At 54.2% G+C, this 22,601-nt stretch carries 22 protein-coding genes and 1 tRNA gene; 18 read left to right on the top strand and 5 right to left on the bottom strand.

What is annotated here, in order from left to right:
• Positions 1-73: 73 nt before the first annotated feature.
• The 10 genes from NCG89_RS06685 (at position 74) to NCG89_RS06640 (ending at position 12,681) form a co-directional block, all read left to right on the top strand.
• A complete protein-coding gene (locus tag NCG89_RS06685) occupies positions 74-712 on the top strand; it encodes a TetR/AcrR family transcriptional regulator (protein ID WP_251088984.1) in 639 nt (212 codons plus the stop codon).
• 228 nt (positions 713-940) lie between these two features.
• Positions 941-1,744 carry a hypothetical protein gene (locus NCG89_RS06680; RefSeq protein ID WP_251088983.1) on the top strand — a complete coding sequence of 268 codons (804 nt, stop codon included), beginning with the start codon at positions 941-943 and terminating at the stop codon, positions 1,742-1,744.
• Positions 1,745-2,341, top strand: coding sequence for a cytochrome c oxidase subunit 3 (locus tag NCG89_RS06675; protein WP_251088982.1), 597 nt, complete (start codon positions 1,745-1,747; stop codon positions 2,339-2,341).
• 1 nt (position 2,342) lies between these two features.
• Positions 2,343-2,627 carry a cytochrome C oxidase subunit IV family protein gene (locus NCG89_RS06670; protein WP_251088981.1) on the top strand — a complete coding sequence of 95 codons (285 nt, stop codon included), beginning with the start codon at positions 2,343-2,345 and terminating at the stop codon, positions 2,625-2,627.
• A gap of 193 nt (positions 2,628-2,820) precedes the next feature.
• Positions 2,821-3,567 carry a hypothetical protein gene (locus NCG89_RS06665; protein ID WP_251088980.1) on the top strand — a complete coding sequence of 249 codons (747 nt, stop codon included), beginning with the start codon at positions 2,821-2,823 and terminating at the stop codon, positions 3,565-3,567.
• Between the two features lie 485 nt (positions 3,568-4,052).
• A complete protein-coding gene (locus NCG89_RS06660) occupies positions 4,053-6,356 on the top strand; it encodes a TonB-dependent receptor (protein ID WP_251088979.1) in 2,304 nt (767 codons plus the stop codon).
• A 298-nt stretch (positions 6,357-6,654) separates the two neighbouring features.
• Positions 6,655-7,488, top strand: coding sequence for an alpha/beta hydrolase (locus NCG89_RS06655; protein WP_349631927.1), 834 nt, complete (start codon positions 6,655-6,657; stop codon positions 7,486-7,488).
• A gap of 1,049 nt (positions 7,489-8,537) precedes the next feature.
• Positions 8,538-10,913 (top strand): TonB-dependent receptor, encoded by a 2,376-nt coding sequence (locus NCG89_RS06650; RefSeq protein ID WP_251088978.1) that lies wholly within the window; start codon positions 8,538-8,540, stop codon positions 10,911-10,913.
• A 62-nt stretch (positions 10,914-10,975) separates the two neighbouring features.
• Positions 10,976-11,692, top strand: coding sequence for a hypothetical protein (locus NCG89_RS06645; protein ID WP_251088977.1), 717 nt, complete (start codon positions 10,976-10,978; stop codon positions 11,690-11,692).
• A 152-nt stretch (positions 11,693-11,844) separates the two neighbouring features.
• Entirely contained in the window at positions 11,845-12,681 is an 837-nt protein-coding gene (locus NCG89_RS06640; protein WP_251088976.1) for a hypothetical protein, read from the top strand.
• Between the two features lie 162 nt (positions 12,682-12,843).
• On the opposite strand, the gene NCG89_RS06635 is transcribed toward NCG89_RS06640, so the two are convergent.
• The 3 genes from NCG89_RS06635 to NCG89_RS06625 form a co-directional block, all read right to left on the bottom strand.
• Complete coding sequence (locus NCG89_RS06635; protein WP_251088975.1) at positions 12,844-13,404, bottom strand: BON domain-containing protein; 561 nt, start codon at positions 13,402-13,404, stop codon at positions 12,844-12,846.
• Positions 13,405-13,536: 132 nt separating this feature from the next.
• A complete protein-coding gene (locus tag NCG89_RS06630; RefSeq protein WP_251088974.1) occupies positions 13,537-13,737 on the bottom strand; it encodes a CsbD family protein in 201 nt (66 codons plus the stop codon).
• Between the two features lie 45 nt (positions 13,738-13,782).
• A complete protein-coding gene (locus NCG89_RS06625) occupies positions 13,783-13,959 on the bottom strand; it encodes a DUF1328 domain-containing protein (protein ID WP_251088973.1) in 177 nt (58 codons plus the stop codon).
• A gap of 170 nt (positions 13,960-14,129) precedes the next feature.
• Between NCG89_RS06625 and NCG89_RS06620 the strand changes: the two genes are divergently transcribed.
• The 7 genes from NCG89_RS06620 to glk all read left to right on the top strand — a co-directional run bounded on the left by NCG89_RS06620 (position 14,130) and on the right by glk (position 18,418).
• The gene (locus NCG89_RS06620) at positions 14,130-14,543 is read left to right on the top strand and encodes an ElaB/YgaM/YqjD family protein (protein ID WP_251088972.1); all 414 of its coding nucleotides are present in this window, start codon (positions 14,130-14,132) and stop codon (positions 14,541-14,543) included.
• Between the two features lie 2 nt (positions 14,544-14,545).
• Entirely contained in the window at positions 14,546-14,986 is a 441-nt protein-coding gene (locus tag NCG89_RS06615) for a hypothetical protein (RefSeq protein WP_251088971.1), read from the top strand.
• Entirely contained in the window at positions 14,983-15,315 is a 333-nt protein-coding gene (locus NCG89_RS06610; protein WP_251088970.1) for a hypothetical protein, read from the top strand. The genes NCG89_RS06615 and NCG89_RS06610 overlap by 4 nt, the downstream gene beginning before the upstream one ends.
• Positions 15,316-15,474, top strand: coding sequence for a YqaE/Pmp3 family membrane protein (locus NCG89_RS06605; protein WP_251088969.1), 159 nt, complete (start codon positions 15,316-15,318; stop codon positions 15,472-15,474). It abuts the gene before it with no gap.
• A 62-nt stretch (positions 15,475-15,536) separates the two neighbouring features.
• Positions 15,537-16,100 (top strand): lipocalin family protein, encoded by a 564-nt coding sequence (locus tag NCG89_RS06600; protein ID WP_251088968.1) that lies wholly within the window; start codon positions 15,537-15,539, stop codon positions 16,098-16,100.
• Between the two features lie 55 nt (positions 16,101-16,155).
• On the top strand, positions 16,156-17,397 hold the full coding sequence (locus NCG89_RS06595; RefSeq protein ID WP_251088967.1) for a sensor histidine kinase: 1,242 nt from the start codon (positions 16,156-16,158) through the stop codon (positions 17,395-17,397).
• 46 nt (positions 17,398-17,443) lie between these two features.
• The gene (gene glk, locus NCG89_RS06590; RefSeq protein ID WP_251088966.1) at positions 17,444-18,418 is read left to right on the top strand and encodes a glucokinase; all 975 of its coding nucleotides are present in this window, start codon (positions 17,444-17,446) and stop codon (positions 18,416-18,418) included.
• On the opposite strand, the gene ald is transcribed toward glk, so the two are convergent.
• Both ald and NCG89_RS06580 read right to left on the bottom strand, forming a co-directional pair.
• Entirely contained in the window at positions 18,415-19,530 is a 1,116-nt protein-coding gene (gene ald, locus NCG89_RS06585) for an alanine dehydrogenase (protein WP_251088965.1), read from the bottom strand. The genes glk and ald overlap by 4 nt on opposite strands.
• Positions 19,531-19,992: 462 nt before the next feature.
• A tRNA-Leu gene (locus NCG89_RS06580) sits at positions 19,993-20,079 on the bottom strand.
• A gap of 121 nt (positions 20,080-20,200) precedes the next feature.
• Here NCG89_RS06580 and rnr point away from each other — a divergent pair.
• On the top strand, positions 20,201-22,588 hold the full coding sequence (gene rnr / locus NCG89_RS06575; protein WP_251088964.1) for a ribonuclease R: 2,388 nt from the start codon (positions 20,201-20,203) through the stop codon (positions 22,586-22,588).
• Positions 22,589-22,601 lie beyond the last annotated feature (13 nt).

Below are 22,601 nucleotides of genomic sequence, written 5' to 3'. Positions count from 1 at the left end.
TCGCAGCGGTGTGTTGCACGCCTAATATAGATATAGGAACTAACCCCAAGGTATGGGGGTGTAGGAGAGTCGCTTGCCCAGGGCAAAAGCAAATGTGGTGAAAAAGGCCGCCCCGCGCCGCCGAGCTGGTCGGATGTCCCCCGAGGTTCGGCGTAAGCAGTTGATCGATTGTGGTGTTAAGGCCTTTGCGCGGCGGGGTATTCTTAATGCGACACATGCGGATGTATCCGAGATTGCTGAAGTGTCCATCCCCACCGTGTTTCATTATTTCCCGACCATTGAGAACTTGCGCGCCGAGGTGATCAAGGCCGTGCGGGAGTTCTTGATTGACGGCTTTGTGTACAGTCGGGTTAAGCAGCAGGTGTCCGCATCGGAGCGGATTGAGGATATGCTGGAATCCTTCTGTCGGGCGGTGGATGATGACCCCGATTTCACGCTGATTTGGCTGGAGTGGAGTGGCGCTGCCAGGGGGGAATTATGGGATCTTTACAAAGAGTTTTATCGGGACACGGTCAAGGCCATTGCGCAACTGATTGTTGAGGGGCGGGAGGACAACACGATCTCTGAGCTGGTTGATCCCACCGATGGCGCCCGGGTGGTGCTGGGGATGGCTCACACCATCGTGCATATGCGCTTGAGTGGCAGTCAGACAAAGGTGACTCGGCAGACTATTCACTCTCTGGTAAGTCTGTACTTGGCACCTCAGCATTAGTCGTCGCTGCCCCTCCTGAATCCTTCCGTTCTTTATTCCGACAAGCGGCCTCTGTCGAGGTCGGTAGCGGTGTTGTGAGTAGGTGACAATCATTAAATGAGTCCGCTGGTTTAGTGGCGAAGGCGGGTTACTAAAATTTAATTGATAAAACGATCAATACAGAGTATTGTCCCTATTGTTAATAATCAAGTAAGTCCATCTTGAGGCTTTCAAGGGAGGAGCAATGCCATGAACCCAATGCCGCACTTAAGTAATGATGAGTATTTTAAATATTGGCGAGCCTGCTGCGCCATGGGTCCGCTATTTTTGGCCTGTTTTTTGTTCTTTTGGGGTTATTTGGGCTCGAATGTCCCGCCGATCCCTGCTGACTGGACTGCCGATGAAGCGGCGGCTCACTTTCGCGAGAACTATAACTCGACCCGTGCCGCAATGGCGGGAGCTATGCTGTTTGGGGTGCTTTACCTTCCTTGGACCTTGTCTATCACCAAGGTGATGGAGTGGATCAATCCTAACACCAACGACATGATGTCGAAGTTGCAAATGTGGGGTGGTGGTTTGACCGTTGTGCCCTTGGTGACGTCGTCGGTGTTCTGGCTTACCGCTGCATACCGTCCCGAGGCTCTGCCGCCGTGGATGCTGCAGATGCTTTACGATCAGGGTTGGCTGTTGATTGATATGTTCTACGCCATTACCACCATTCCCATGGTCGCCATTGGTGTGGCCGGCTTGACCGATCAGCGGGCGCAGCGTCTGTTTCCGCGGTGGGCCTGCTGGTTCTCGATCTGGGCAGGGGTGAGCTTCCTGTTCGAGCTGCTGATGCCTTTCTTCAAGACGGGTCTGTTTGCCCGCCAAGGCTGGCTCAACTTCTGGGTTGAGTTCCTGGTCTGGTTCTTCTACATCCTGATCATTAGCTATTACGTGTGGAAGGCGATTCCGCGTCTGCGCCAAGAGCGTGCCGAGATGCTGGGCCTGAAAAGCGAAGCCGTGGCTGGTTCTGAGAAAGCCAGCACGGGTTTTGCGGCGGCCAAGTAAATGAGCCGGTTGGACTGTGAGCGCGCATCCGGAGAGCGAAGCTCTCCGGGGCGCGAAATCATCGCGGGAGTGCATTTCTTTATTCTGGCGGATATCTTTGTTTTTGCAGCCCTTTTTGCGGGTTTCATGATAGAGCGGTCGCAGAATGTGGTGCTGTTCAACGAGTCGGCAAATGCCCTGAATCCCTGGGCGGGGATCATTAATACCCTCATTTTGGTGACCAGTGGCATGTTCGTTGTGTTTGCCGTTAATGCCGCAAAGGAAGGGAGTGTGCCCCGGTTTCGGCGGTGGGTACTGTTGTCATTTATCGTCGGCCTAGGATTTGCGGTCAGCAAGCTGTGGGAGTATGGCGATAAGCTGTCCCACGGCATCACCATGATGACCAACGACTTTTACATGTTCTACTACGCCTTGACTGGCGCCCATTTCCTGCACTTCGTCGGTGGAATGGCGGCGCTTGCCTTTGTCTGGGTGAAGGCGGGAATGGTGGGTCGGGAGCCGGAGATGCGGACAGTTGAGTCGGTGGCCCTCTATTGGCACATGGTTGACCTGCTGTGGATATTCATCTTCCCGTTATTGTATTTGCTGGGGGTATAGCATGGCGTCCTCGCACATTTCATCGCGTTACGCTGTCGGGGTTTGGGTCTTTTTGGTGGTTGCCAGTATTTTGACCGCATGGTTGGGCGATCATCATGGTTTTTTCGGTACCTGGACTGTTGCAGTAGTGATGCTGGTGGCGGTCGCCAAGGCCCGGGCGATTGTACTTTACTATATGGACATTAAATTTGAGCCCTGGGTGTTACGCGCCCCCTTTGAGGTGTGGCTGCTGCTGTGTGGCTGTATCATCCTCGGATTCTGGACTGCGGCACCTGGCGCAGGGTAGTTGTCAGGTTTGTTGGGTCGCATAGCCCTTGCGGAGGTGCAGCTATAATAAAAAGTCAGCTGCGGATAAGTTTCGGCGTTAGGTTGAGTGCTGTGTCACATTTTCTTTTTATGATAATTTGATATAATGCTCTTATTGACTCAAAGGTCAATTTTACATACAGTCCGCAGAGTGTTGTTGGGAGAAAACTATAATGAAACAAACTTTTAAAAACGTGGTGGCGGCAACGGCTCTTACTGTTGCTGGAATGGGTGTAGCGAATGCGCAGGTGCCTGCCTTGCCAGTCGGCGCCTTGGGCGACCTGGCAGGTGTGCTCGACCTGGGTAGCTTTGATCTGTTGGCCGTTGGCGATCTGGCTAGCTTGGCAGATTTGGGCGCTTTGGGTGACCTGGGCGGCTTTGCTGACTTGGGTGGTGGCGATTTGCTGGCGCTGGTTCCTTTGGATGGTCTTGGCGGTCTCTCAGGTGTGCTTGATCTGGGTGGCGGTCTGAGCTTGGATGGTGGTCTTGGCGGCGGTGGTGATTTGTTGGCGCTGATTCCTTTGGATGGATTGGGCGGCCTCGGTGGGGGAGCGGGTGGCCTGGAAGGGATACCTGTACTCGGGCCTGTTCTCGATCTGGTACTGAATGGCGATTTCGTTGAAAAACTGTTGCCCTCGCCAAAGATTGACCAGTTGGCAGGTGGCGGTGCTTCGCTGCTGCTTGAATTGGTACCCGGGGTTATTGCTAACCCTCAATCTGTGCTAGGTACTGTGAATGAGCTTGGGCTTAATGCAGGTGTCGCTGCGGCACCGGTTTTGACTGTGTTGATGGAAAATCCGGCTGGATTGCTAGACTACTTCCAAGGTGGTGGAACAATTTTGTTCGAAGCTATCAATGGAACGGGTGGAAACTCGATTGTTCCTGGGATACCACTGCTTTCTATGCCTTTGAATCTGTAAGCAGCATCGTGTGAGAGTGGCTTGGCAATAGCTGAGTCACTCCTAATAAACCTATAAAAATGATCTGGGGTGTGTCTAAGGTGTTTGCATTTTTGTGTGCAGGGTGATGTCTGGTGCTCTGCACTTAGTTGGCTTGTCTCCCCGGGTTGGTGTCTTGTCCTGTGCGCTTTTGCGCTCGGTTCAACGGATCTTTATTTAGAAGTAATTAAGTGCTGTTCTTTGGCTGTAGAGTTGTCGCAAGAGATTGATCGCATGCGAAAAATTCTATTGACAACGGCTCAGTTTTGAAGGAATATGTAATTGAGTATGCAGTCAATAAGAATACAAATATAGCTGCTCCAGGCTGAATAGCCGGTTAAGGAGTTGGCTCGGGGTGGTCCGATAATAAGTGGCCGACTGAATTTCTAAATGAAGTAACTACCGAGACTCAGTGGGTCCGTCATCTCCCCCAGCCCTAATTTTGAAAATCGCGTTAGGTGGATGATATGAAAACAGAAAAAGTATCGATGGGTGGTTGCCACCGTGGGAGCGGAAAGTCGCGTCCTGCGATCAGTCGTATATGCGCTGGCGTCATCGCGGCCTCTCTGGTAGGCCCGGCGTATTCAGCTAGCCTGGAAGAGGTTGTGGTAACGGCGCGGAAGACGGCGGCGAATACGCAAGACGTGTCGACGAGCATTTCTGCGCACTCAGGTGAAGCTTTGACGGCGCAGGGCATCGTCGACGTTAAGGATCTGCAGAATGTAACACCGGGCCTGATCGTGAATGAGATGGCCAGTTACAGCATGATCTTCCTTCGAGGCATTGGTTCTGACTCCTTTCAGGGGCCGATTGACTCGAGCGTGGCAACCTATCTGGATGGCTTGTACATCACGTATACCTCGAGCCAGGCCCAGTCCCTTGGTGTCGTTGAATCTGTCAACGTTATGAAGGGCCCCCAGGGTACCCTCTACGGTCGTAACGCGGTGGGTGGTGCGATTGTAGTTGAAACTAAAAAGCCATCGTTCCAGGAGCCTGAAGTGATTGCCTCTATTGAAGGCGGTAATTACAACATGCTGAAAGGCAAAGCCCACTTGGCAGGCCCGGTTAGCGATACGCTGGCACTGGGTATTTCTGGCCTGTATATGAACCGGGAAACCTATCTGACCTATACGCCTGATCCGTCCCAAAAACATAAAGACTACGATGATCGTGGTTACAAATTCGCAGCCCGCTGGTCTCCGCTCGATTGGCTGGAAGTGAACGGTAGTCACTACCAGATTCGCCACACCTCTGCTGACGCAGTTCCTCTCTCTAACTCTGATGCGACGCCTGCGTTTGAGAGTGTTCTTACTGAAAACGATGAACCCTGGGAAACCGGTGTGGGTACCGAGGTGTTCACCGAGATGGAATCCACCTCCAGCCAGATCTCCTTCGATATTCTGTCGGAGTGGGTGAATACCAAGATTCTGTTTGGTCACACCGAGTTCTTCAGTAACATTTTCTGGGATTTCGACCTATCCGAAGAGAAAGTGTTGATCATTGAGGCGGTCCCCAATACGGCGGAAACTGACTCTTTGGAAATTATCTTTAACTCCTCCGAGCGCGGACCAGATTGGTTATCGTGGATCGCGGGTATTTATCTAGAGGATACCTTCAAAGATCAGCGTACCCCGCTCTATGTCGATGCCATTGCGATCGCTAGAGACATTACTGGTATCGATCTCACGGCGTTTAACGATTTGTTGGACACGTTGGGGCTTGGTGTAATTGGTATTCAGGATACCGAAACCGTCAATGCTGTCCTTTATGGTGGCGTGCAAACCGATGCGGCGGCGATCTTTGCTGAGGCCACCTTTGACGTAACTGATGATATTTCTATCCGGGCGGGTGGTCGTTACTCTGACGAGACACGTGAAATCACTGAAGCTTGGGTGGATGCGCGTGTGCAAGGGTTGCCGCTAATTGGGTCTACAGATTTTATTCGCGCACTGGATTATCCTGCTCAAGAAAAAAGTTGGACTGATTTCAATCCTAGTTTTGGGGTGGATTGGCGCTACAATGATTCCTCCATGCTGTACTACAGCTACACCACCGGCTTTAAGTCCGGTAACTGGAACGGCTTGAATATTAACTCCGCACCAGCGTCAATTGAGCCGGAAGAGGCTGAGTCCCACGAAATTGGTTTGAAAGCCGATTGGATGGATGGTGATCTGCGTACTAACCTGGCCTTGTTCACCACGACTGTGGAGAACGGTCACTCTCAGATCCTGTCGCTGGCCAGTGGTGGTGTGACCCGCTTGGAGAACGCCTCCGAGTACACTGTTGAGGGTGCAGAGGCTGAGATCACCTATACCGGTCTGATCGAAGGTCTGAGAATCTCTTTCGCGGGTACGTGGCTGAAAGGTGAGTACGAAGAGTTTGAGTGTACTGGTTTCAACCCGGATACCGGTCTGCAAGAAAAAGCGGATTGCTCTGGCAACGACACCATTCGTACTCCTGACTTCTCCGGTACCCTTGATATTGCCTATCGTTTCAACGTCTCTCGTTTCGAAGCTGAGGTGGGTGTTGGTGCTTACTACAACTCTGGCTTCTGGTTTAATCCCCGGAACAACGTAGAGGAAGAGGAGTACACCAAGACCAATGCGCGTGCGAGCATCACTGACCCCGAAACCAACCTGCGCTTGTATGCCTTTGGCTCTAACTTGAATAATGCTGTGAGCCACATGCAGAAATTCCGTCAGGACTTCGGTGTGGGTGAGTCCTACGCAAGACCTCGTATGTACGGCATCGGACTTGAGTACAAGTACTGATCGGTAAATGCGCTTGGCTTCATCTTTGCAAGATGAAGCCATTGGTTTAAGAAGCCGCCTCCTCGCGAGGCGGCTTTTTTTTGTCGAGCATATGATGCTTACGACTCGCTGTACCCCTCTCCCGGTTGGCGGTTGATGTAATTTCCTCTTAGCGATTCGTATTCCGACGCCCGTTGCTGAAAATTGAGCCGATATTACGGATAAATCAGCCTCTGTCGGCGCGGATGGTGGTATCTTTTTGTGCTGAATCGCTAGCGCCGAGTGCGAGTGAAGATACTGACGAGAAGGAGAGCGACGTTTGGTTCAGCAGAATGGTTATTTTCCAGGGGCATTGGGACGCAAAATATATTGGCAGGCTTGGCAGTGTCCACGACCAAGGGCCGTAGTTCTGATAAGTCATGGTTTGGGAGAGCACGGTAGCCGGTATAGGCCCTTGGCCGAACGTTTGGTTACGGCTGGCTATCAGGTATACGCGATCGACCATCGGGGGCATGGGCACTCTTATGGCGATAGAGGGGCGATTGAGCGCTTCAACTATTTGGTTGAGGATGTGACGGCGCTCGCGGCGCAGATTCGCGCCGCCCATCCAGAATTGCCGCTCGTACTTTTTGGTCACAGCATGGGTGGGGCGGTTGCCGTTGCTACTGTGCTCGCGAAAGATGAAGCGTTTGCCGGGTTGGTGCTTTCCGGTGCGGCACTGGATGCTGACGTGGTGCCCCAGGCGGTGCAGCGACTGGGTGGGTTAGTGTCGTCGGTGATGCCGAAGCTGCCAACCTTCCGCATGGCACCAAAGCTGGTTAGTCGCTATGCCGAGACGATCACGGATTTTCGACTTGACCCCCTGAACTTGAGTGGCAAGGTTCCTCTCAGAACGATTTCGGAAATTGTCAGTGCCTGTAAATCGCTGAAGGCGCGATTTTACGAGATCTCACTCCCGCTACTGGTGCTGCATGGCGGGGCAGATAAGTTGGTGCCAGCCGCATCCAGTGAGCGCTTTTTTAATGCTGTTGGCTCTGACGATAAACAACTACAGGTTTTCCCCGGTCTGTACCACGAAATACTGAATGAGTCGCCGAGTGAGCGCGGGTCGGTGATCGAATCAGTTATGAATTGGGTTCAAGCCCGCTACTAAGCGGGCGAGGCGTGTTGCGGAGGAAGCAAAGAGGTTGGCCTCGGCTTAGGTCTGGCTCTGATGAAATTGTCTCTCGGGCGATAAGAAAAAAAGGGGGCGCAAATAGCGCCCCCAAGCTCTGGAGAAAGGATAGTTGCAAAAGCCGCCATCCTTTCAGGGTGGTACTGTGAAATACTGTATTTGTTGCGTGCTTATGTCCATTTCTGGTCGCGCAGTACCGGTGAGCTCGGCGCGGCCGGAGCAATGGCGAAGCTACTAGCTGCCTTCTTTTTTTCTCTTTATTGTGTTTTTGGTCAATTATAAGAACTCTACTATGAGTCTCTCTAGATTGCTAGTGAAATTGTGGGGCGGAGGTGAGAATCTGTCAAGCTATATTGAAAAAGCAATCAATATAGGAGGTGTTCTGGATTCGTCTGTGAAAGGGCTGGTGTGCTGGGTATGGAATTAAACAACGATATGGGTCAGGTGCGGAGCAGTGTGTAGAGAATAATTTAATTTGTTGATTTTGTTTATAAAAAAATAATGACGCCGAGTTTTTTGGCAATGCTGCTGCGTTTCTACCTCGGCGTGGGAGCGGCGTTAAAATTATTGTCCTGAAACACAATTTCGACCAATTTGTGACCTATGGTTGTTGACAAGAATTTCAATATAGTTATCATCGTCATTGAGCCCAATTCAACTTGTGGTTGCTGGGCTCGAAAATAACATAAGTAATAGTTGGGGTGAGTTGACAAGGTAGGTCTACAGTTCGTTTGCTAAGCGCATATCCTCTGGGAGTGGGCTCGGTATTCAGGCTGGTTCGTAGTTCCCGGTTCAGAGAGGCTGATATGGCACCGCAGAATCTGCGTTCTATTGGTGCCGCCTAAAGATATCGCTGCTTTGATTTGTGTACTCGACATTTAGTGACAGTCTTTGCAGGCGGGTTAGTCGCACTTTCCTGCACTCAACTCCCTAACGCGGATGGTCGTACTACGAGGCTCTTGGGTCGTCAGGTTCGGCAGTCAAATAAGAACTCGCACCTCGGTGCAGGCGAAATGGGTGAATGAACGATGAAGATGTTTCAGTTAAAACCGCTTGGATTCGCTGTGGCCGTGCAGTCCATTTTGTTGGCTGTGCCAGCAGGGCAGGCACTGGCCCAAACCGATGAAAAGCCACGGCGTACTTCCCGGGCGCTAGAAGAGGTCGTCGTAACGGCCCAGAAACGGGAAGAGAACGCGAACGATGTTCCGATTTCGATTCAAGCCTTCAGCCCGGATCAACTTGAGGCTTTGGGCGTTCAAAATACCACCGACTTGATGAAAGTCACCCCGGGGCTTGATATGGGCACCCAGGCGGGCGACTTTACCAGTGTCTTCATGCGCGGTATCGGCTCTGAGGCCTGGTTGACTTCTGACCCCAGTGTGGCGACCTATATTGACGGTGTTTATTACCCGTTCGCGCCCTCGGTTGCTCAGAATCTGAAAGGTACTGAGCGGGTGGAGGTACTGAAAGGGCCGCAAGGTACGCTGTTCGGCCGTAATGCCGTGGGCGGTGCAATTAACGTTATTCTCAAAAAGCCTGACTTTGAAGACACCTGGACGGAGCTGTCAGTAGCAACGACCAAGGCAGAGGATCGCGATACGTATGAAGTGGGCATGTTCGTCAACGTGCCGTTGACTGACACGATTGCAATCAATTTCGCAGGTGCGTTCAACCAGGATGACAAGGTTTATAGCGATGACAGCACCATCGCTGGCAAACCTGTACCGGCAGATAAGCTGTTCAGTGGTCGCGCCATGTTACGATGGCAGCCTAATGAGTGGCTTGATCAGCGCGTTACCATTCAGGGTGCAAAACGGGACGGCACCTCAACATTGGCCTCCAATATAGATCCAACTCCGCTGGGCACCGCGGTTGGTGTTGACGGTGAGCGCGGACGGAACTATGAAGTACACCCGGACCTGCCAATCTACGGTCACTTGCAATCTTTCGTTATTTCCAGCCAGACTGAAATGTATTTTGACAAGTTGGATGTCAAATTTCTGGCGAGCCATCAGGCACACAGTAACCCCTACAACTACGATTACGACGGCACCGAATTCCCCGGCGCGTCATTTATCGTACACCGTCACGAAGCCGATATAGATGAGGCGGAAATTCAGTTGCTGTCCAACGAGGGTACTCCCTTTTCGGATTGGCTGACGTTGACCGCAGGCGCTTTCTATTTCAAAAAGGAGCAAGGCTTTGACCCTGTAGAGCTCACCGTGGGTGGTGCAGATTTGACCAACCTTGACGGAGCCCTGGGTAACCCTGGTGGCTTGCTAGGAGATTTGGTAGATACTCTCAGCCCGGTGCTTAGCGACGTACTGAGTGGCGTTAAAACCCCGGTTTACGCCTTGTCTAACGTCGGTATGGTTGAAGGTGAGTCTTGGTCGGTGTTCATGCAAGCTACCGCGCAGGTGACTGAGTGGATGGCGGTGACACTGGGTGGCCGTTATCAGGATGAGTATGTTGGTGTCGCAGAATCCAGAACCAGCGCACGGGTATTAAATGGCGATGAAGTCTTGCTGTTTGATTGGAAGCAGGCGCGGGATGAAAACAACGAGCCCTACCCACTGGGTGACCGTACCAAAGCGTTTACCCCTAAGGTTTCTTTTGACTTTACACCGTTTGAAGATGGCACGTTGATATACGCGTCGTATCAAGAGGCGATTAAAGCGCACGCGTACAACGCATTTGCGTTCTATTTGAACCCTGCTTATGTACCTGCTGAAGAAACAACCGCATATGAGGTTGGTATCAAAACAACGCTGTTTGATGACACCGTACAGGTCAATCTTGCTGCCTTCCGCTACGAACTTCAAAACCTTCAGTCTCAGTCTATCTCGTTGACTAACGGTGGTGCTTTGTCACTGGATAGTGCAGGTAACTCTGAGTCTGATGGTTGGGAGTTCGATATTAAAGCTGATATCTTCCCAAGCATCTTCGGTAATCTGGTCGGCACCATCAATGGTACCTTCCTCGATGCAGTCTATACCGAGTACATTGACGGTGCGGGTCACGATCCTGAGACCGGTGTATTTACTCAGAACAACGACTTCACCGGCAACCGCGTCACCCGTACGCCCGAATTCAGCGGCTCGGCATCGCTGTCTAACACCTGGTTTGTTCCTGGTGGTCCGCTGGAGGCAACCGTTAGCTACTACTACAATGACGGCTTCTTCTACGCAGCGACGAATGACCCACGGTTCTCGCAGCCCAAGTACGACCTCTGGGGTGCCCACCTGAGCTATTTGCTGGAAGACTCAAACTTGCGGGTCACCCTGTCAGGGCAGAACCTTAAGGACGAGTTCTACACTGCCGGTATGTTGAAACTTGACTTTGGTGCCTTGGCGTCGCTTGGTGCTCGTCGCACCATCGGCCTGAAAGTTGATTACGAGTTCTGAGGTGAGTCATGAATAAACAGAATGCTCATACTCAAAATACAACGTTTCGAGGGGTAAAGTCCGTGACTAGTTCAATCAATAAGTTTCTTATGCCTGTGGCCTGTACTTTGATGTTGGCCTCCGGAGCAGCTCACGCTCAGTATGGCGATGGCGGTGCCCCGGCGTCTGGCGGTAGCAGTGGTGGAAGCACTACTGGTTCCACTACTTTTGATAGCTACATTGATGTCATGTTCAACACTGAGTTCAGTCAGGATGATGATGTTCAAACGGTAACCACCGGCGGCGGTCTGCTCGGTGGCGGGTCGACCAAAACCTACGACCCGGTGCTCGATCAGGCAAATGGGATTAGCGTCTTGGCGGGTTTCCGTCGCAAAGGCTGGTATGGTTTTGAGGTTGGTTTTGGTTATTCGAAGGATGGCGAGGCAGACGTTCAAAAACAGAGCGCTCAGTTCAATACTTTGTTCTACCCCTTTGAAGAGTCAAATCTTTACTTGAAACTCGCGCTCGGTGTGACTCGCTACGTTGAATACCCGATCGAGCGCAGTGATGACCCGATTCCTGATGGCGATGATGACTTCTTGACTGCCAATTATGGTGGTGGTGTTGGCTACGTGTTGCCCATCGAATTCGGAGAAACCTCTCTGGGTATTCGAGCGGAAGCGGTTTACCTGGTCGGTGATCGCTTCCTGGAGCGCGAGAATGACTTTGAAGAGGATATCCGCGCACCGGGTACCTTGAAGGAAGTGCAATTCAACATCGGCGTACGGTTTCCTCTGTGATTGTTACCCCCTCCCGTCTGGGGGGGGTAAGTCGCGGTTTGTTAGGTATGTGAACCAAGTCTACTCTTTTGACTTGTGTTGCATGGAAATAACACTGTAAATTAGCTGCGTGCACTTCGAGATTGGCTGTCACGCAAATTAGAGGTTCTAGTATGAATAACAATTTGGTAAAGAAAACGTTGATGGGTTCTGCTTTTGCAGTCGCCTTTACCGCCGCGGGCAGCGTTAACGCCCAGATTCCCGGCTTACCAACAGACGCTCTGGGTGGCCTCACCAGTTTCGATCTGGCTTCTCTCGGTGGTCTGGATATCCTGTCACTCGACTCGTTTGGCGGTCTGGACCTCCTGGCCATTGGTGACTTCGGTGACCTTGGTGGTTTGGGTGGCCTGGATATTCTGTCACTCGACGCGCTAGGCGGCTTAGACCTGCTTGCCATCGGCGACTTCGGTGACCTGGGTGGGTTGGGTGATTTCGGCTCCGTGTTGTCCTTGGGCGGCGGCTTGGGAGGTCTTGATCAGCTCCCGGTAGAGGATCTTACCGGTCTAGTTGGCCTTGAATTGCCACCCTATGCCACCGGTTTGTTCTCCGGAGGTCTCGATGCCTTGGGCGTATTGGGGCTTGATACCTTTGGCGATATTCTCGGCGGTGGCGGGATTCCAGAGATTCCCCTGATCGGTATCGACTTGGCGGCCTTCCTGACCCCAGAGGGCTTGGTATCCGGTCTAGAGGGGCTGGCGACTGATTATACGCTTCCCATTGGCCTTCCAGTTCTCACGCGGAATCCCGCCCAGCTGTACCTGCCCGTTGTGTTTAGCGCCCTTGGGACACAGGGTTTGCCGCTTGGAAACGGTGCTCCCCCGACACTAGACGACATTCTCACAGGTAATTTTGGTGGTTTTGGTGGCGGTGCAGGTGGTCTGACAGAGCTGCTTGCCCTGGGCGGCGGTGCAGACGCTGACCTGACTGGCCTGTTGGTGCTGCCCTTCTAAACCAAGCGGGGTGCTAGGAGATGTGGCCCATTAAACTGTTGTAAAAACAGGGCCCGCAAACTAAAAAGCCGACGAGTAATCGTCGGCTTTTTAGTTTTTCGAACTCAGCGGCAAAAGTCGCTGGGTGTAGTAAAGTGGGCAGTCCCTTGCCCAGGTACAAACTTACTGTGCGCTGACGACCAGCTTGTCCTCTACCTCAACGACATTGTCGTAGCCTTTGGCCATCTCAATAGCCAAGTCATGAGCTGCTTCGCTCTTTACCGTGCCGGAGAGGGTGACCACACCCTGCTTGGTGTCAACGTCGATGGCGGTGGCCTCAATGGCATCGTTGGCAGCAAACTTCATGTTCAATCCCGCCGTGGTAGTTAAATCGTTCCACGTTGTGGCGAAGTTGTTACCGACTTTCTGCAGGTCGTTCTGATACTCGGCTTCGACCTCCAGTTGGTTATCGACTTTCTTGACGCCTTCAACATTCGAAGCGATTTGGCCAGCCAAGTCTTTTTCAATCTCAGTGCGTACGGTACCGCTGAGGGTAGCTTTGCCAGCCTTGACGTCGGTGTCGATCTCAAAGTTGTTGAGCTCGCCATTTAGCATCAGGGCGGTTTCGATTTTACCGTCCAGCCAAGCATCGTTTGCCTTGCCCTGCCAGGTGTTAGCGTGAACAGCGGTGCTGGAAATTGCCGCAGTGAGAATGGCTGTACCAATCAGATTTTGACGTTTCATATCGCACTCCTTTTCAAGCTCGAACTGTTGTTTCGTAATCGAGTTTTCCTGCCGGCGGTCCTGGCTGAGAAGCTCAAACAGGCACGCCAGTGTGGTGTATATAGCCCGGTAAAAGCTTACCGGGCTTGGGGCTTAAGAAATTTTCTTCTTCAGCTCTTCAAATTGCTTTTTGGCATCTTCCTTGGCCAAACCGTATCGCTCCTGCAAAATGCCAATGAAGCGTTCGCTACTGCCTTCGGCCTTGTTGAGGTCGTCATCGGTAATATCCGCCCACTTCTCTTTGATTTGAGCTTTAAATTGTTTCCACTTTCCTTCAGCAATATCGCGGTTCATATCAATACTCCTTTCGATAGAAAAAAATGAGGTGATTGCAACAAGCTATAGCTTAGGTCTACCTGAGCGCAGTAGCTGAGTAGCAACGGAGATAACAAGTAAGGCAAGAAAAACGAAGAAAAGAATTTTCGCGATTCCGGTTGCCGCGCCTGCTATTCCGCCAAACCCCATTGCTGCTGCAATAACAGCAACGAGAAAAAATATAAGCGACCAGCCAAGCATATTTCCTCCTATGTGTTTGCACACAGTTACTCAGACCGCGAGAAGATAAACAGTTCCATGTCAATTTTGTTGCACGCAGGTTCACGCAAAGAGTTACGCAGTTTGGGGCGTGCTGTATCGCCGGGGGATAGGGCTTTCTCGGTTGTACTTCAATTCAGGAAGCGGTTGTCATGCTGAACTCTTGTTTAATTATGCTGACTGAGATGGAGGTGGCGACGCATCAATCTTTTAAAGACGTTGTGTACCCATTTAAAAATGAAGCGCTATTTGTGAGGAGAATGACAATGGCAGTAACAAATACTTCTGAACACCATGATTCCCACAACGAGCACATCGATAGCCTTGCACGGCGTGCTCACGAAGCGGTGGACCGCGCAGCGAAAATGGCAGGGAGCAGCGAAGAGCGTATTCTCAGACTCGCAGATGAATTGCGAAGTCAGGCAGAGCAAATGGGCTCCAGTGCTAAGCAGCGCTCCGAAAAGATTACGTCTTCAGTCGAGGACTATACTCGGGCTCATCCGATCAAGACATTGAGTTTTGCCTTTGTGTTGGGGGCGCTGCTGACCTTTCTGCTGCGGAAGTAAGCATGGGAGAGGAAGCTCATATTGAGTCGCTCTCGGCGTGCCCATCTTCGGGTGCGCGCCGTGGAGCACCGCCCGAGCAGGGTGAGTTCGGCTCAAGTCTGAAAGATTTGGCTGGCGTGGAGCTCGATAGCCTTGCCAACGCCCTGGCCATTGCTCAACTCAAAGGGCTGCTGTCGGTGCGCTTGCTCCTTGGTGGTCTCGCTCTATGCGCTTTGGCAGTACTCGGGGTGGTGATTGCGCTGACCTTAGCAATTGTTGCCTTGGTGGTTGTTGCCACGAGTGCTGGCATACCCCTGGAGCTGGCTTTTCTTGGGGCAGCGTTACTGTGCCTGTTGGTTGGCTGGATTTGCCGGCGCGCCGCGGCGGCCCGATTTAGTCGTCTGGCAAAGCTGGTGGTTTCGATTGCAGGCCCCGATGCGGAATCGGCAGAGAGCGGAATATGAGTCAACGTAATGTCGCCAGTCTCGAGACGGAGCTTGCCGAGCGGCAGCGGATTCAGCAGTGTCTCCGCCGCCGCAAGCGTCAGTTACGGACCCAGTGGCACGCTGGTCAAGTGCGCCGCCAGCCGGTGCTTATTTTTGCCGGCGGCGTGCTGGCCGGCGCGGTGTTCTGGACTACACTTCAGACAGCGCGAGCCAAGCGCACGGTGCGCGCGCTGCTGAATCATTGGGTGGACGAGAAAATTGATACCTTGGTGAGGTCGCTTCTGGCAGGTTTGCGCGAAGCGCGCGCTAGCCGAAACCCCGGCCATGGCTTAGATGAGGGAAAGTAAATGGATTTGATTCGAGTATTAGTCGCGATTTTGCTGCCACCCTTGGGGGTGTTTCTGCAGGTAGGCTTCGGCGGCGCATTCTGGCTGAATATTCTGCTCACCTTGCTGGGCTATCTGCCTGGCATCATCCATGCGGTTTGGATCATTGCCAAACGCTAGTCAGCTCTAATTTGCGGGGAACTGCGTAGAAATCCTGATTTCGGTTTGTTTCGGGAGAGGGTATGTTTCCTGCAAAAATCTTTCTTTTATTGTCTTTGGCGTTGCTGGGCTGCAGCGCCCGCGAGCCGCTGCCCCCGTTACCATTGGCTGAGAATGTGGACCTGCAGCGATTTATGGGGCCGTGGTATGTGATCGGCTTTATCCCCCTGTTTCCAGAGCGTCATGCCAATAATGGAATCGAGCGGTATAAGTTGATGGACGACGGGCGGATTGCGGTAGCATATCGCTTCCGAGAGGGTAGTGCCGAAGGGGAATTGAAAAGCTATTTTCCCAGTGCCGAGGTGGTTCCGGGTACAGGCAATGCCGTGTGGCGTATGCAATTTCTATGGCCCTTTACCGCCGATTTCCGCATTGCCTATCTCGCTGACGATTATCAGGAAGTCATCATCGGTCGCGAGGCGAGGGATTACGTTTGGCTGATGGCGCGGTCGCCTGATATGTCTGCTGAGCGGTTTGAAGCGCTGCGGCGTCGCATCGGGCAAATGGGGTATGATGTTGAATCGTTGCGCCGCCAGCCCCAAGTGTGGCCGGAGAAATCGCAGCGTCCTCCCCTGGAGGGGTGGTAGGAAATCAAACGTGCCCGTGGGTGCGATGACATCATGAACTGTCAAGGCGCAATAAATGGAAGGATTTTGGGAAACGCTATTCGGTAACAAAATGCCCCCCCATGGGCATTGCTACCTGTGGAACGATCAATTGGTCGCCCTGCACGTGGCCAGCGACGCCCTGATCACGCTCTCCTACTTCACTATTCCGATCGCGCTGGTGTATCTCGTTAAAAAGCGGGATGACCTGAGCTTCAATTACATGTTTATCCTGTTTGGCATATTTATCTTTGCCTGCGGATTGACCCACCTAGTTAATATTTACAATGTCTGGTACGGCGCCTATTGGCTGAGCGGGGGAATCAAGCTCATTACTGCGGCGGCCTCAGTCGGCACTGCTATTTTGGTTTGGCCGCTGATTCCCAAGGCCTTGGCGCTGCCCAGCAACGAAACGCTGCGTCAAATTAACACTAAACTCCGGGCTGAATCGGAACGGAATATCCAGCAGCGAAAGGAGCTGGAGCACCTATCTGATCAGCTGCAGGCGTCGGTCGATGAGCGGATGGCGGAGATTGACGAGCTCAATCGGGTAAAAGCGGAGCTGGAGGAAAAAAACCTTCAGCTGGAGCAGAGCAATGATGCCCTTCAGCAGTTTACCTACATTGCCTCCCACGATTTGAAGGAGCCCTTGCGCACGATTTCGTCCATGTCGCAGTTATTGCGCCACAATCTGGCTGACCGCCTGGACGAGCAGGAAGGGCAGATGATTGACTTCATCAGTAGCTCTGCCAGCCGGATGACCGCGCTGATTGATGATTTGCGCTCCTACACGGTGGTGGGTAGCCAAAACGAGCAGTTCAGCCAGACTGATCTGGACGAGCTGGTAGACAATATTCTTGGCGATCTCTCAGCGCGGATATCGGACAACCGCACCAGGGTGAGCAAAGAGCCACTGGGTGTGCAAACGGTAATTGCACCGCAGTTTCAGCAGCTGATGTATAACCTGATTAGCAATGCGACGAAGTTTAGTGCGGGTGGCGAGAATCCGGAGGTGAGTATTGGCGCCCTGGAAGGGCTGGAAGACGGCCAGTACGGGCTGTATGTTCGCGATAACGGCGTGGGTATCGACCCCGCCGATCGAGAAAAAATCTTTCGGGTCTTCGAGCGGTTGCACAGCAAGGACGAATTTGAGGGGTCAGGTATCGGCCTGGCCATCTGTAAGAAGATCGTTGATCGTCACGCAGGACGGGTAGAGGTGCATGGTGCGCCGGGCGAAGGGACAGAGTTTCGTCTCATCTTCCCGAAGCGAAACCGCTAGTGGGTGATCGCCAGGCTAGCGCTTCCGACGGAGTGGGGGAGCCGGCATGACTTCCTCCTGGAAGATGGTCGCCGATATTGGTGGCAGCAATGCTCGTTTCGGTTTAGTGAATGCTCGCGGACTTGTCGCTTTTAGCAAAACCTTTGCGGTGGCGGACTTCCCCACGCTGGAAGAGGCCTTAAATCAATTTCTCTCGGCGCTTCGCTCGGCTGGCGGGTGGGCTGAACTACCCACTGCGGCCTGTTTTGCCCTTGCCTGCCCGATACAGGGCCAGACCTTTCATTTTACTAACAGCCCCTGGCAGGTAGTGCCAGATGAGCTGGCAGCGGCCCTTGGCTTGGATGCGGTTGCGGTGATTAACGACTTCGCCGCGATTGGCTATGCGGTGACCGAGCTGGCTCCTGCAGATTGGGTCAGTCTCGGTGGTGGAGACGGGCTAGCGAGCGAGCCGGTCGGGGTGTTGGGGGCGGGCACCGGGCTGGGTGTGTGCTCTGTCATTCCTGCACGATCCGGGTGGCAGCCGCAGATTGTTGCTGGGGAAGGGGGGCATGTGGACTTTGCCCCCCAGGACGACTTGGAGGTAGCGCTGTACCATTATCTTGCGTCGCGCTATGGCCATGTTTCGGTTGAGCGAATTCTGTCGGGGCCGGGGATTCTGGAAACCTATCGGTTTCTGTCTGAGGCTCTCGACAAGCCCCGCCAGCAAGATTCTGCTGAGGCCATATCCATGTCAGCCTTGGCCGGTGGTGAAGTGCTGGCTACTGAAACACTCGCGCTGTTTTGCCGGGTGCTAGGCAGCGCTGCGGGTAACCTGGCCCTTACGCTGGGCGCCCGCGGCGGCGTGTATATTGCCGGCGGGATCGTGCCGCAAATTATGGGGTTGGTGCAGGCCAGCGAATGCCGCAAGCGCTTTGAGGATAAGGGGCGGTTTGCTCGCTACCTGGCGGATATCCCACTTCGGGTCATCACCCGCGATCAGTTGGGGCTTCTCGGTGCCGGCGCCTATTTGCGTTGTACCTAGCCGTTTAATGCCTTCTCTGCCGGCAGAAAGGTCATTCCGAGTGAGTCGGCCACGGCAGGGTGGCAGACATTGCCCCGAAAGATATTTAGGCCATTGCGTAGGTGAGGGTCGTCGCGCAGCGCCTGCAAGCCACGGTCTGCCATTGCCAGGGTAAAGGGCAGGGTCGCATTATTGAGCGCCAGTGTGGCAGTGCGGGCCACCGCCCCCGGCATGTTGGCCACGCAGTAATGAATAATCCCGTCCACAACATAAGTCGGATTCTGGTGAGTGGTTGGTTTTGATGTCTCGAAGCAGCCTCCCTGATCAATGGCTACATCCACCAGCACACTGCCGGCGCGCATTTCGCCAAGCAACGCTCGCCGGACTAATTTTGGTGCCGATGCTCCCGGAATGAGTACCGCACCGATTACCAGATCGGACTCTCGCACCGACTCGTCGATTGCCGATTGAGTGGCGTAGCGACAGATGACCCTGCCCTGAAATTGGCTATCGAGCCAGCGAAGGCGAGCGGGTGAACGATCATACACGGTCACACTGGCGCCCATTCCCGCGGCAATGCGAGCGGCGTTGTAGCCGACAATGCCGCCGCCGAGCACGCATACCTCGGCCGGGCTGACACCCGGCACGCCACCCAGTAGTACGCCCCGGCCGCCGGCGGCTTTTTCCAGGTGGTGGGCGCCTGCCTGAGGCGCAAGGCGGCCCGCGACTTCACTCATTGGAGCCAGGCAAGGCAGGTTGCCGTGGTCGTCGGTAATGGTTTCGTAGGCAATGGCGGCAACGCCGCTGGCCAGCAGGCCCTTGGCCTGCTCGGGGTCGGGGGCCAGGTGCAGGTAGGTAAATAGCAGTTGCCCTGCCCCAAGAAGCTTGCACTCATGGGGTTGGGGTTCTTTCACTTTGACGAGTAGCTCGGCCTCAGCGAAAATTTCGGTGGCCTCACGCGCGATGCTGGCGCCGGCATCGCGATAGTCCTGATCGCTGAAGCCGATACCCGAGCCTGCGTTGTGCTCGACGCATACCGAGTGCCCACGCGCCACTAGCTCGCGACAAGAGGCGGGTGTTAGACCAACCCGGTATTCGTGATTTTTGATTTCTTTGGGAACGCCAATTCTCATTACTTGCCTCGGCTCTGGTTGGGTGGGGCAGTGAATGTAGACCACCAATAATGCCATCCGATCTCCGCGGCCTAACCTAACGCTGGCGGCACCTCGATCAGCGCATTCCACCCCGAAGGCAGGCGGAATTTGGTGCTGTGAGTCGGGTGGCGGCAGCGTTGACTGAAAGCAACGTGTGGCCCTGGTCGGCTCCGATCGCAGGCCATAACAGGTCTTATAGACCATGCCGTTGTGGGGTGCCAGTAGCCTTGTCTATGACGCTATCTCTTTGATATAAAAATTATTTTAAGCAGGGTGGCGCCGATGACGAGTGCTGTCTGGCTGCGGAGAGGGGGGAGCTCGAGCTGAAGAGTGCCGGCCGCTGCTGATGGCGAAGCGCTGGGCATGGCTGATTACCGCAAGTTGCCCGAGGTGGACTTCTTATGGGTGAATCGACAGATTTGAGAGACTTTGGGAAAGTAATGGTGCCCAGGAGAGGACTTGAACCTCCACGGCCTCGCGGCCACTAGCACCTGAAGCTAGCGTGTCTACCAATTTCACCACCTGGGCAGGAGATGAAGTGCGGCATTACTGCCGAGGCGCGCAATTTACTTATTGGGCGCTATTTTGTCAACGCTTGCGTTACACTGTACCGAACTTTTTTTGTTTCAGTTAAAGGACCCGCTACTGCATGGCAAAACGCCGCATTTCAGCAGACCCCCACGCCGCCCGAGAGGCCGAGCGCTATGACAAACCCATTCCGAGCCGGGAATTCATTCTCGAAAAATTAAAACAAAGTGATCAGGGGCTGAGCCTGCGCGAGTTGCGTGGCCTGCTCGCCATTGAGGACGAGGATGAAGAGGAAGGCCTGCGCCGCCGGATCAAAGCGATGCTGCGCGACGGCCAGATCAGCGAGGGGCGCCGCGGGCGCTACGCTGCCCTTGGTGGCGGCGATTTGATCACCGGGCGCGTTCAGGGGCACCGAGATGGCTATGGTTTTTTGCTGGTGGAAGAAGGCGAGGATATCTATCTGGCCAGCCGGCAAATGCAGCAGGTGTTCGATGGCGATTTGATCTCTGCTCAGGTGACCGGCGTGGATCAGCGTGGCCGCCAGGAGGGCGTCATTGTTGAGGTGCTGGAGCGACGCACCAAGCAGTTGGTCGGCAAGCTGATCGACCACCGGGGGCGGCCGATGGTGGTGCCGGACAACGCCCGTATTCAAAGCTGGATATCCCTGGAACAGGACGATGCCGCCGACGCCAAAGAGGGTGACTTCGTGATGGTCGACATCACCGAGCAACCTGGCCCCCGGCGCCAGCCCAAGGGCCGGATTGTGGAAGTGCTGGGCGACCGGAAGACCGCCGGGGTGGCCACGGAGCTGGCCATTCGTTCCCATGAAATTCCCTTTGAGTGGCCCGACGCGGTGGAGGAAGAGGCCCGTCAGTTCGGTACCGAGCCGGCGGAGAAAGACAAAAAGGGGCGGGTGGATTTGCGCAACCTGCCTTTGGCCACCATTGATGGTGAAGATGCCCGGGACTTTGACGACGCGGTCTACTGTGAAGAAAAGAAAGGCGGTGGCTGGCGCTTGTGGGTGGCGATTGCCGATGTGTCCCATTATGTGCAGGTAGGATCACCCCTCGATCAGGAGGGACAAAAGCGCGCCACGTCAGTGTACTTCCCCGACCGGGTGGTGCCGATGCTGCCGGAAGCGCTGTCTAATGGCCTCTGTTCGTTGAAGCCCAAAGTAGATCGGCTGGCGATGGTTTGCGAAATGACCATTAGTGCCCGGGGCAAGCTGAGCGGTTACGTGTTCTACGAAGCGGTCATCTGCTCCCACGCCCGGCTGACATACAACGAGGTCGGTGCCTTGCTGGGGCTCCCTTCGGTAGACCCGGCCCACAACACGGGGCGCAACGAGCATATGTTGCCCCATCTCAAGCGCTTGCATGCCTTGTATAAGGCGCTTCGGGAAGCCCGCTCTGAACGGGGAGCCATCGATTTTGAAACTGTGGAAACCCGGGTGGTGTTTGATGCCGAGAAGCGCATTGAGGCCATTGTGCCGGTGTACCGCCATGACGCTCACCGCTTGATCGAAGAATGTATGTTGTGTGCCAACGTGGCCACCGCCCGGGCTCTGGAACGAGCTGGGCTTGAGGCCTTGTACCGGGTGCACAACGGTCCGTCAGATCAGAAGCTGGAAAACCTGCGTACCTTCCTCGGCGAAATTGGCCTGGGTTTGAAGGGCGGGGCGACACCAACGCCCAAGGATTATCAAACCCTGCTGGGCAGCCTCGGCGAGCGACCCGATGCCCAGATGATCCAGACCATGATGCTGCGCTCGCTCAGTCAGGCGGTGTATCAGCCTGACAACGAGGGCCATTTTGGCTTGCACTACAAGGGCTATACCCATTTCACTTCGCCCATCCGGCGCTATCCGGATTTGCTGGTCCACCGCGCTCTGCGCCATCTTATTCGCAACGGCGGTGGCGAGGCCGCGGCCTGCTTCCTGCGCCAGCCGGGCGCCGGCAAGCTGCCGCGCAAACGGATTTATCCCTACGATATGGAAGCCCTGGTGGCCTTGGGCGAGCACTGCTCCATGGCCGAGCGGCGGGCGGATGATGCCAGCCGGGATGTGATGGCCTTTCTCAAGTGCGAGTTTTTGCAGGAGCATGTTGGGGGCGAGTATGCCGGCGTGATCGCGGCGGTGACCGGCTTTGGCATGTTTGTGGAGTTACAGGACTTTTACATTGAAGGCTTGGTGCATATTTCCGCCCTGCCCCAGGATTACTACCAATTCGATCAGGCCCATCAGCGCCTTGTGGGCGAGCGCACAAGGCGCAGCTTCCAGCTGGGCGACACCGTCCAGGTGCAGGTGCTGGCGGTGGATATGGACGATCGCAAGATTGACCTTGGCCTGGTCGATAATGGTAGCCCCAAGCGCAAGAAGCCCTCAGTGCGAGAGGCGCTGGCCAAGGGGCAGTTTCCCGGTGCCCAGAAGGCCGACAAGGGGGGCAGCAAAAAAGGTGCTGCAGGCAACAGCAAGCGGGGCAGCGCTAATAAAAAGCGTCGCCGGCGTTAGGGTGGAATAACAG

The sequence above is a fragment of the Spongiibacter taiwanensis genome (assembly GCF_023702635.1).
GTDB classification, from domain to species: domain Bacteria; phylum Pseudomonadota; class Gammaproteobacteria; order Pseudomonadales; family Spongiibacteraceae; genus Spongiibacter; species Spongiibacter taiwanensis.
This window is presented reverse-complemented; position numbering and strand designations above follow the sequence as displayed.

Bases quoted from the DNA above. Each gene is read 5' to 3' on its own strand.
- NCG89_RS06625 (WP_251088973.1), bottom strand. From the start codon at position 13,959: ATGCTTGGCTGGTCGCTTATATTTTTTCTCGTTGCTGTTATTGCAGCA.
- NCG89_RS06610 (WP_251088970.1), top strand. From the start codon at position 14,983: ATGAGTCAACGTAATGTCGCCAGTCTCGAGACGGAGCTTGCCGAGCGG.
- NCG89_RS06680 (WP_251088983.1), top strand. From the start codon at position 941: ATGAACCCAATGCCGCACTTAAGTAATGATGAGTATTTTAAATATTGG.
- NCG89_RS06670 (WP_251088981.1), top strand. From the start codon at position 2,343: ATGGCGTCCTCGCACATTTCATCGCGTTACGCTGTCGGGGTTTGGGTC.
- NCG89_RS06620 (WP_251088972.1), top strand. From the start codon at position 14,130: ATGCTGAACTCTTGTTTAATTATGCTGACTGAGATGGAGGTGGCGACG.
- NCG89_RS06640 (WP_251088976.1), top strand. From the start codon at position 11,845: ATGAATAACAATTTGGTAAAGAAAACGTTGATGGGTTCTGCTTTTGCA.
- NCG89_RS06650 (WP_251088978.1), top strand. From the start codon at position 8,538: ATGAAGATGTTTCAGTTAAAACCGCTTGGATTCGCTGTGGCCGTGCAG.
- NCG89_RS06635 (WP_251088975.1), bottom strand. From the start codon at position 13,404: ATGAAACGTCAAAATCTGATTGGTACAGCCATTCTCACTGCGGCAATT.
- NCG89_RS06595 (WP_251088967.1), top strand. From the start codon at position 16,156: ATGGAAGGATTTTGGGAAACGCTATTCGGTAACAAAATGCCCCCCCAT.
- rnr (WP_251088964.1), top strand. From the start codon at position 20,201: ATGGCAAAACGCCGCATTTCAGCAGACCCCCACGCCGCCCGAGAGGCC.
- NCG89_RS06675 (WP_251088982.1), top strand. From the start codon at position 1,745: ATGAGCCGGTTGGACTGTGAGCGCGCATCCGGAGAGCGAAGCTCTCCG.
- NCG89_RS06615 (WP_251088971.1), top strand. From the start codon at position 14,546: ATGGGAGAGGAAGCTCATATTGAGTCGCTCTCGGCGTGCCCATCTTCG.
- NCG89_RS06665 (WP_251088980.1), top strand. From the start codon at position 2,821: ATGAAACAAACTTTTAAAAACGTGGTGGCGGCAACGGCTCTTACTGTT.
- NCG89_RS06600 (WP_251088968.1), top strand. From the start codon at position 15,537: ATGTTTCCTGCAAAAATCTTTCTTTTATTGTCTTTGGCGTTGCTGGGC.
- glk (WP_251088966.1), top strand. From the start codon at position 17,444: ATGACTTCCTCCTGGAAGATGGTCGCCGATATTGGTGGCAGCAATGCT.
- NCG89_RS06630 (WP_251088974.1), bottom strand. From the start codon at position 13,737: ATGAACCGCGATATTGCTGAAGGAAAGTGGAAACAATTTAAAGCTCAA.
- NCG89_RS06605 (WP_251088969.1), top strand. From the start codon at position 15,316: ATGGATTTGATTCGAGTATTAGTCGCGATTTTGCTGCCACCCTTGGGG.
- NCG89_RS06660 (WP_251088979.1), top strand. From the start codon at position 4,053: ATGAAAACAGAAAAAGTATCGATGGGTGGTTGCCACCGTGGGAGCGGA.
- ald (WP_251088965.1), bottom strand. From the start codon at position 19,530: ATGAGAATTGGCGTTCCCAAAGAAATCAAAAATCACGAATACCGGGTT.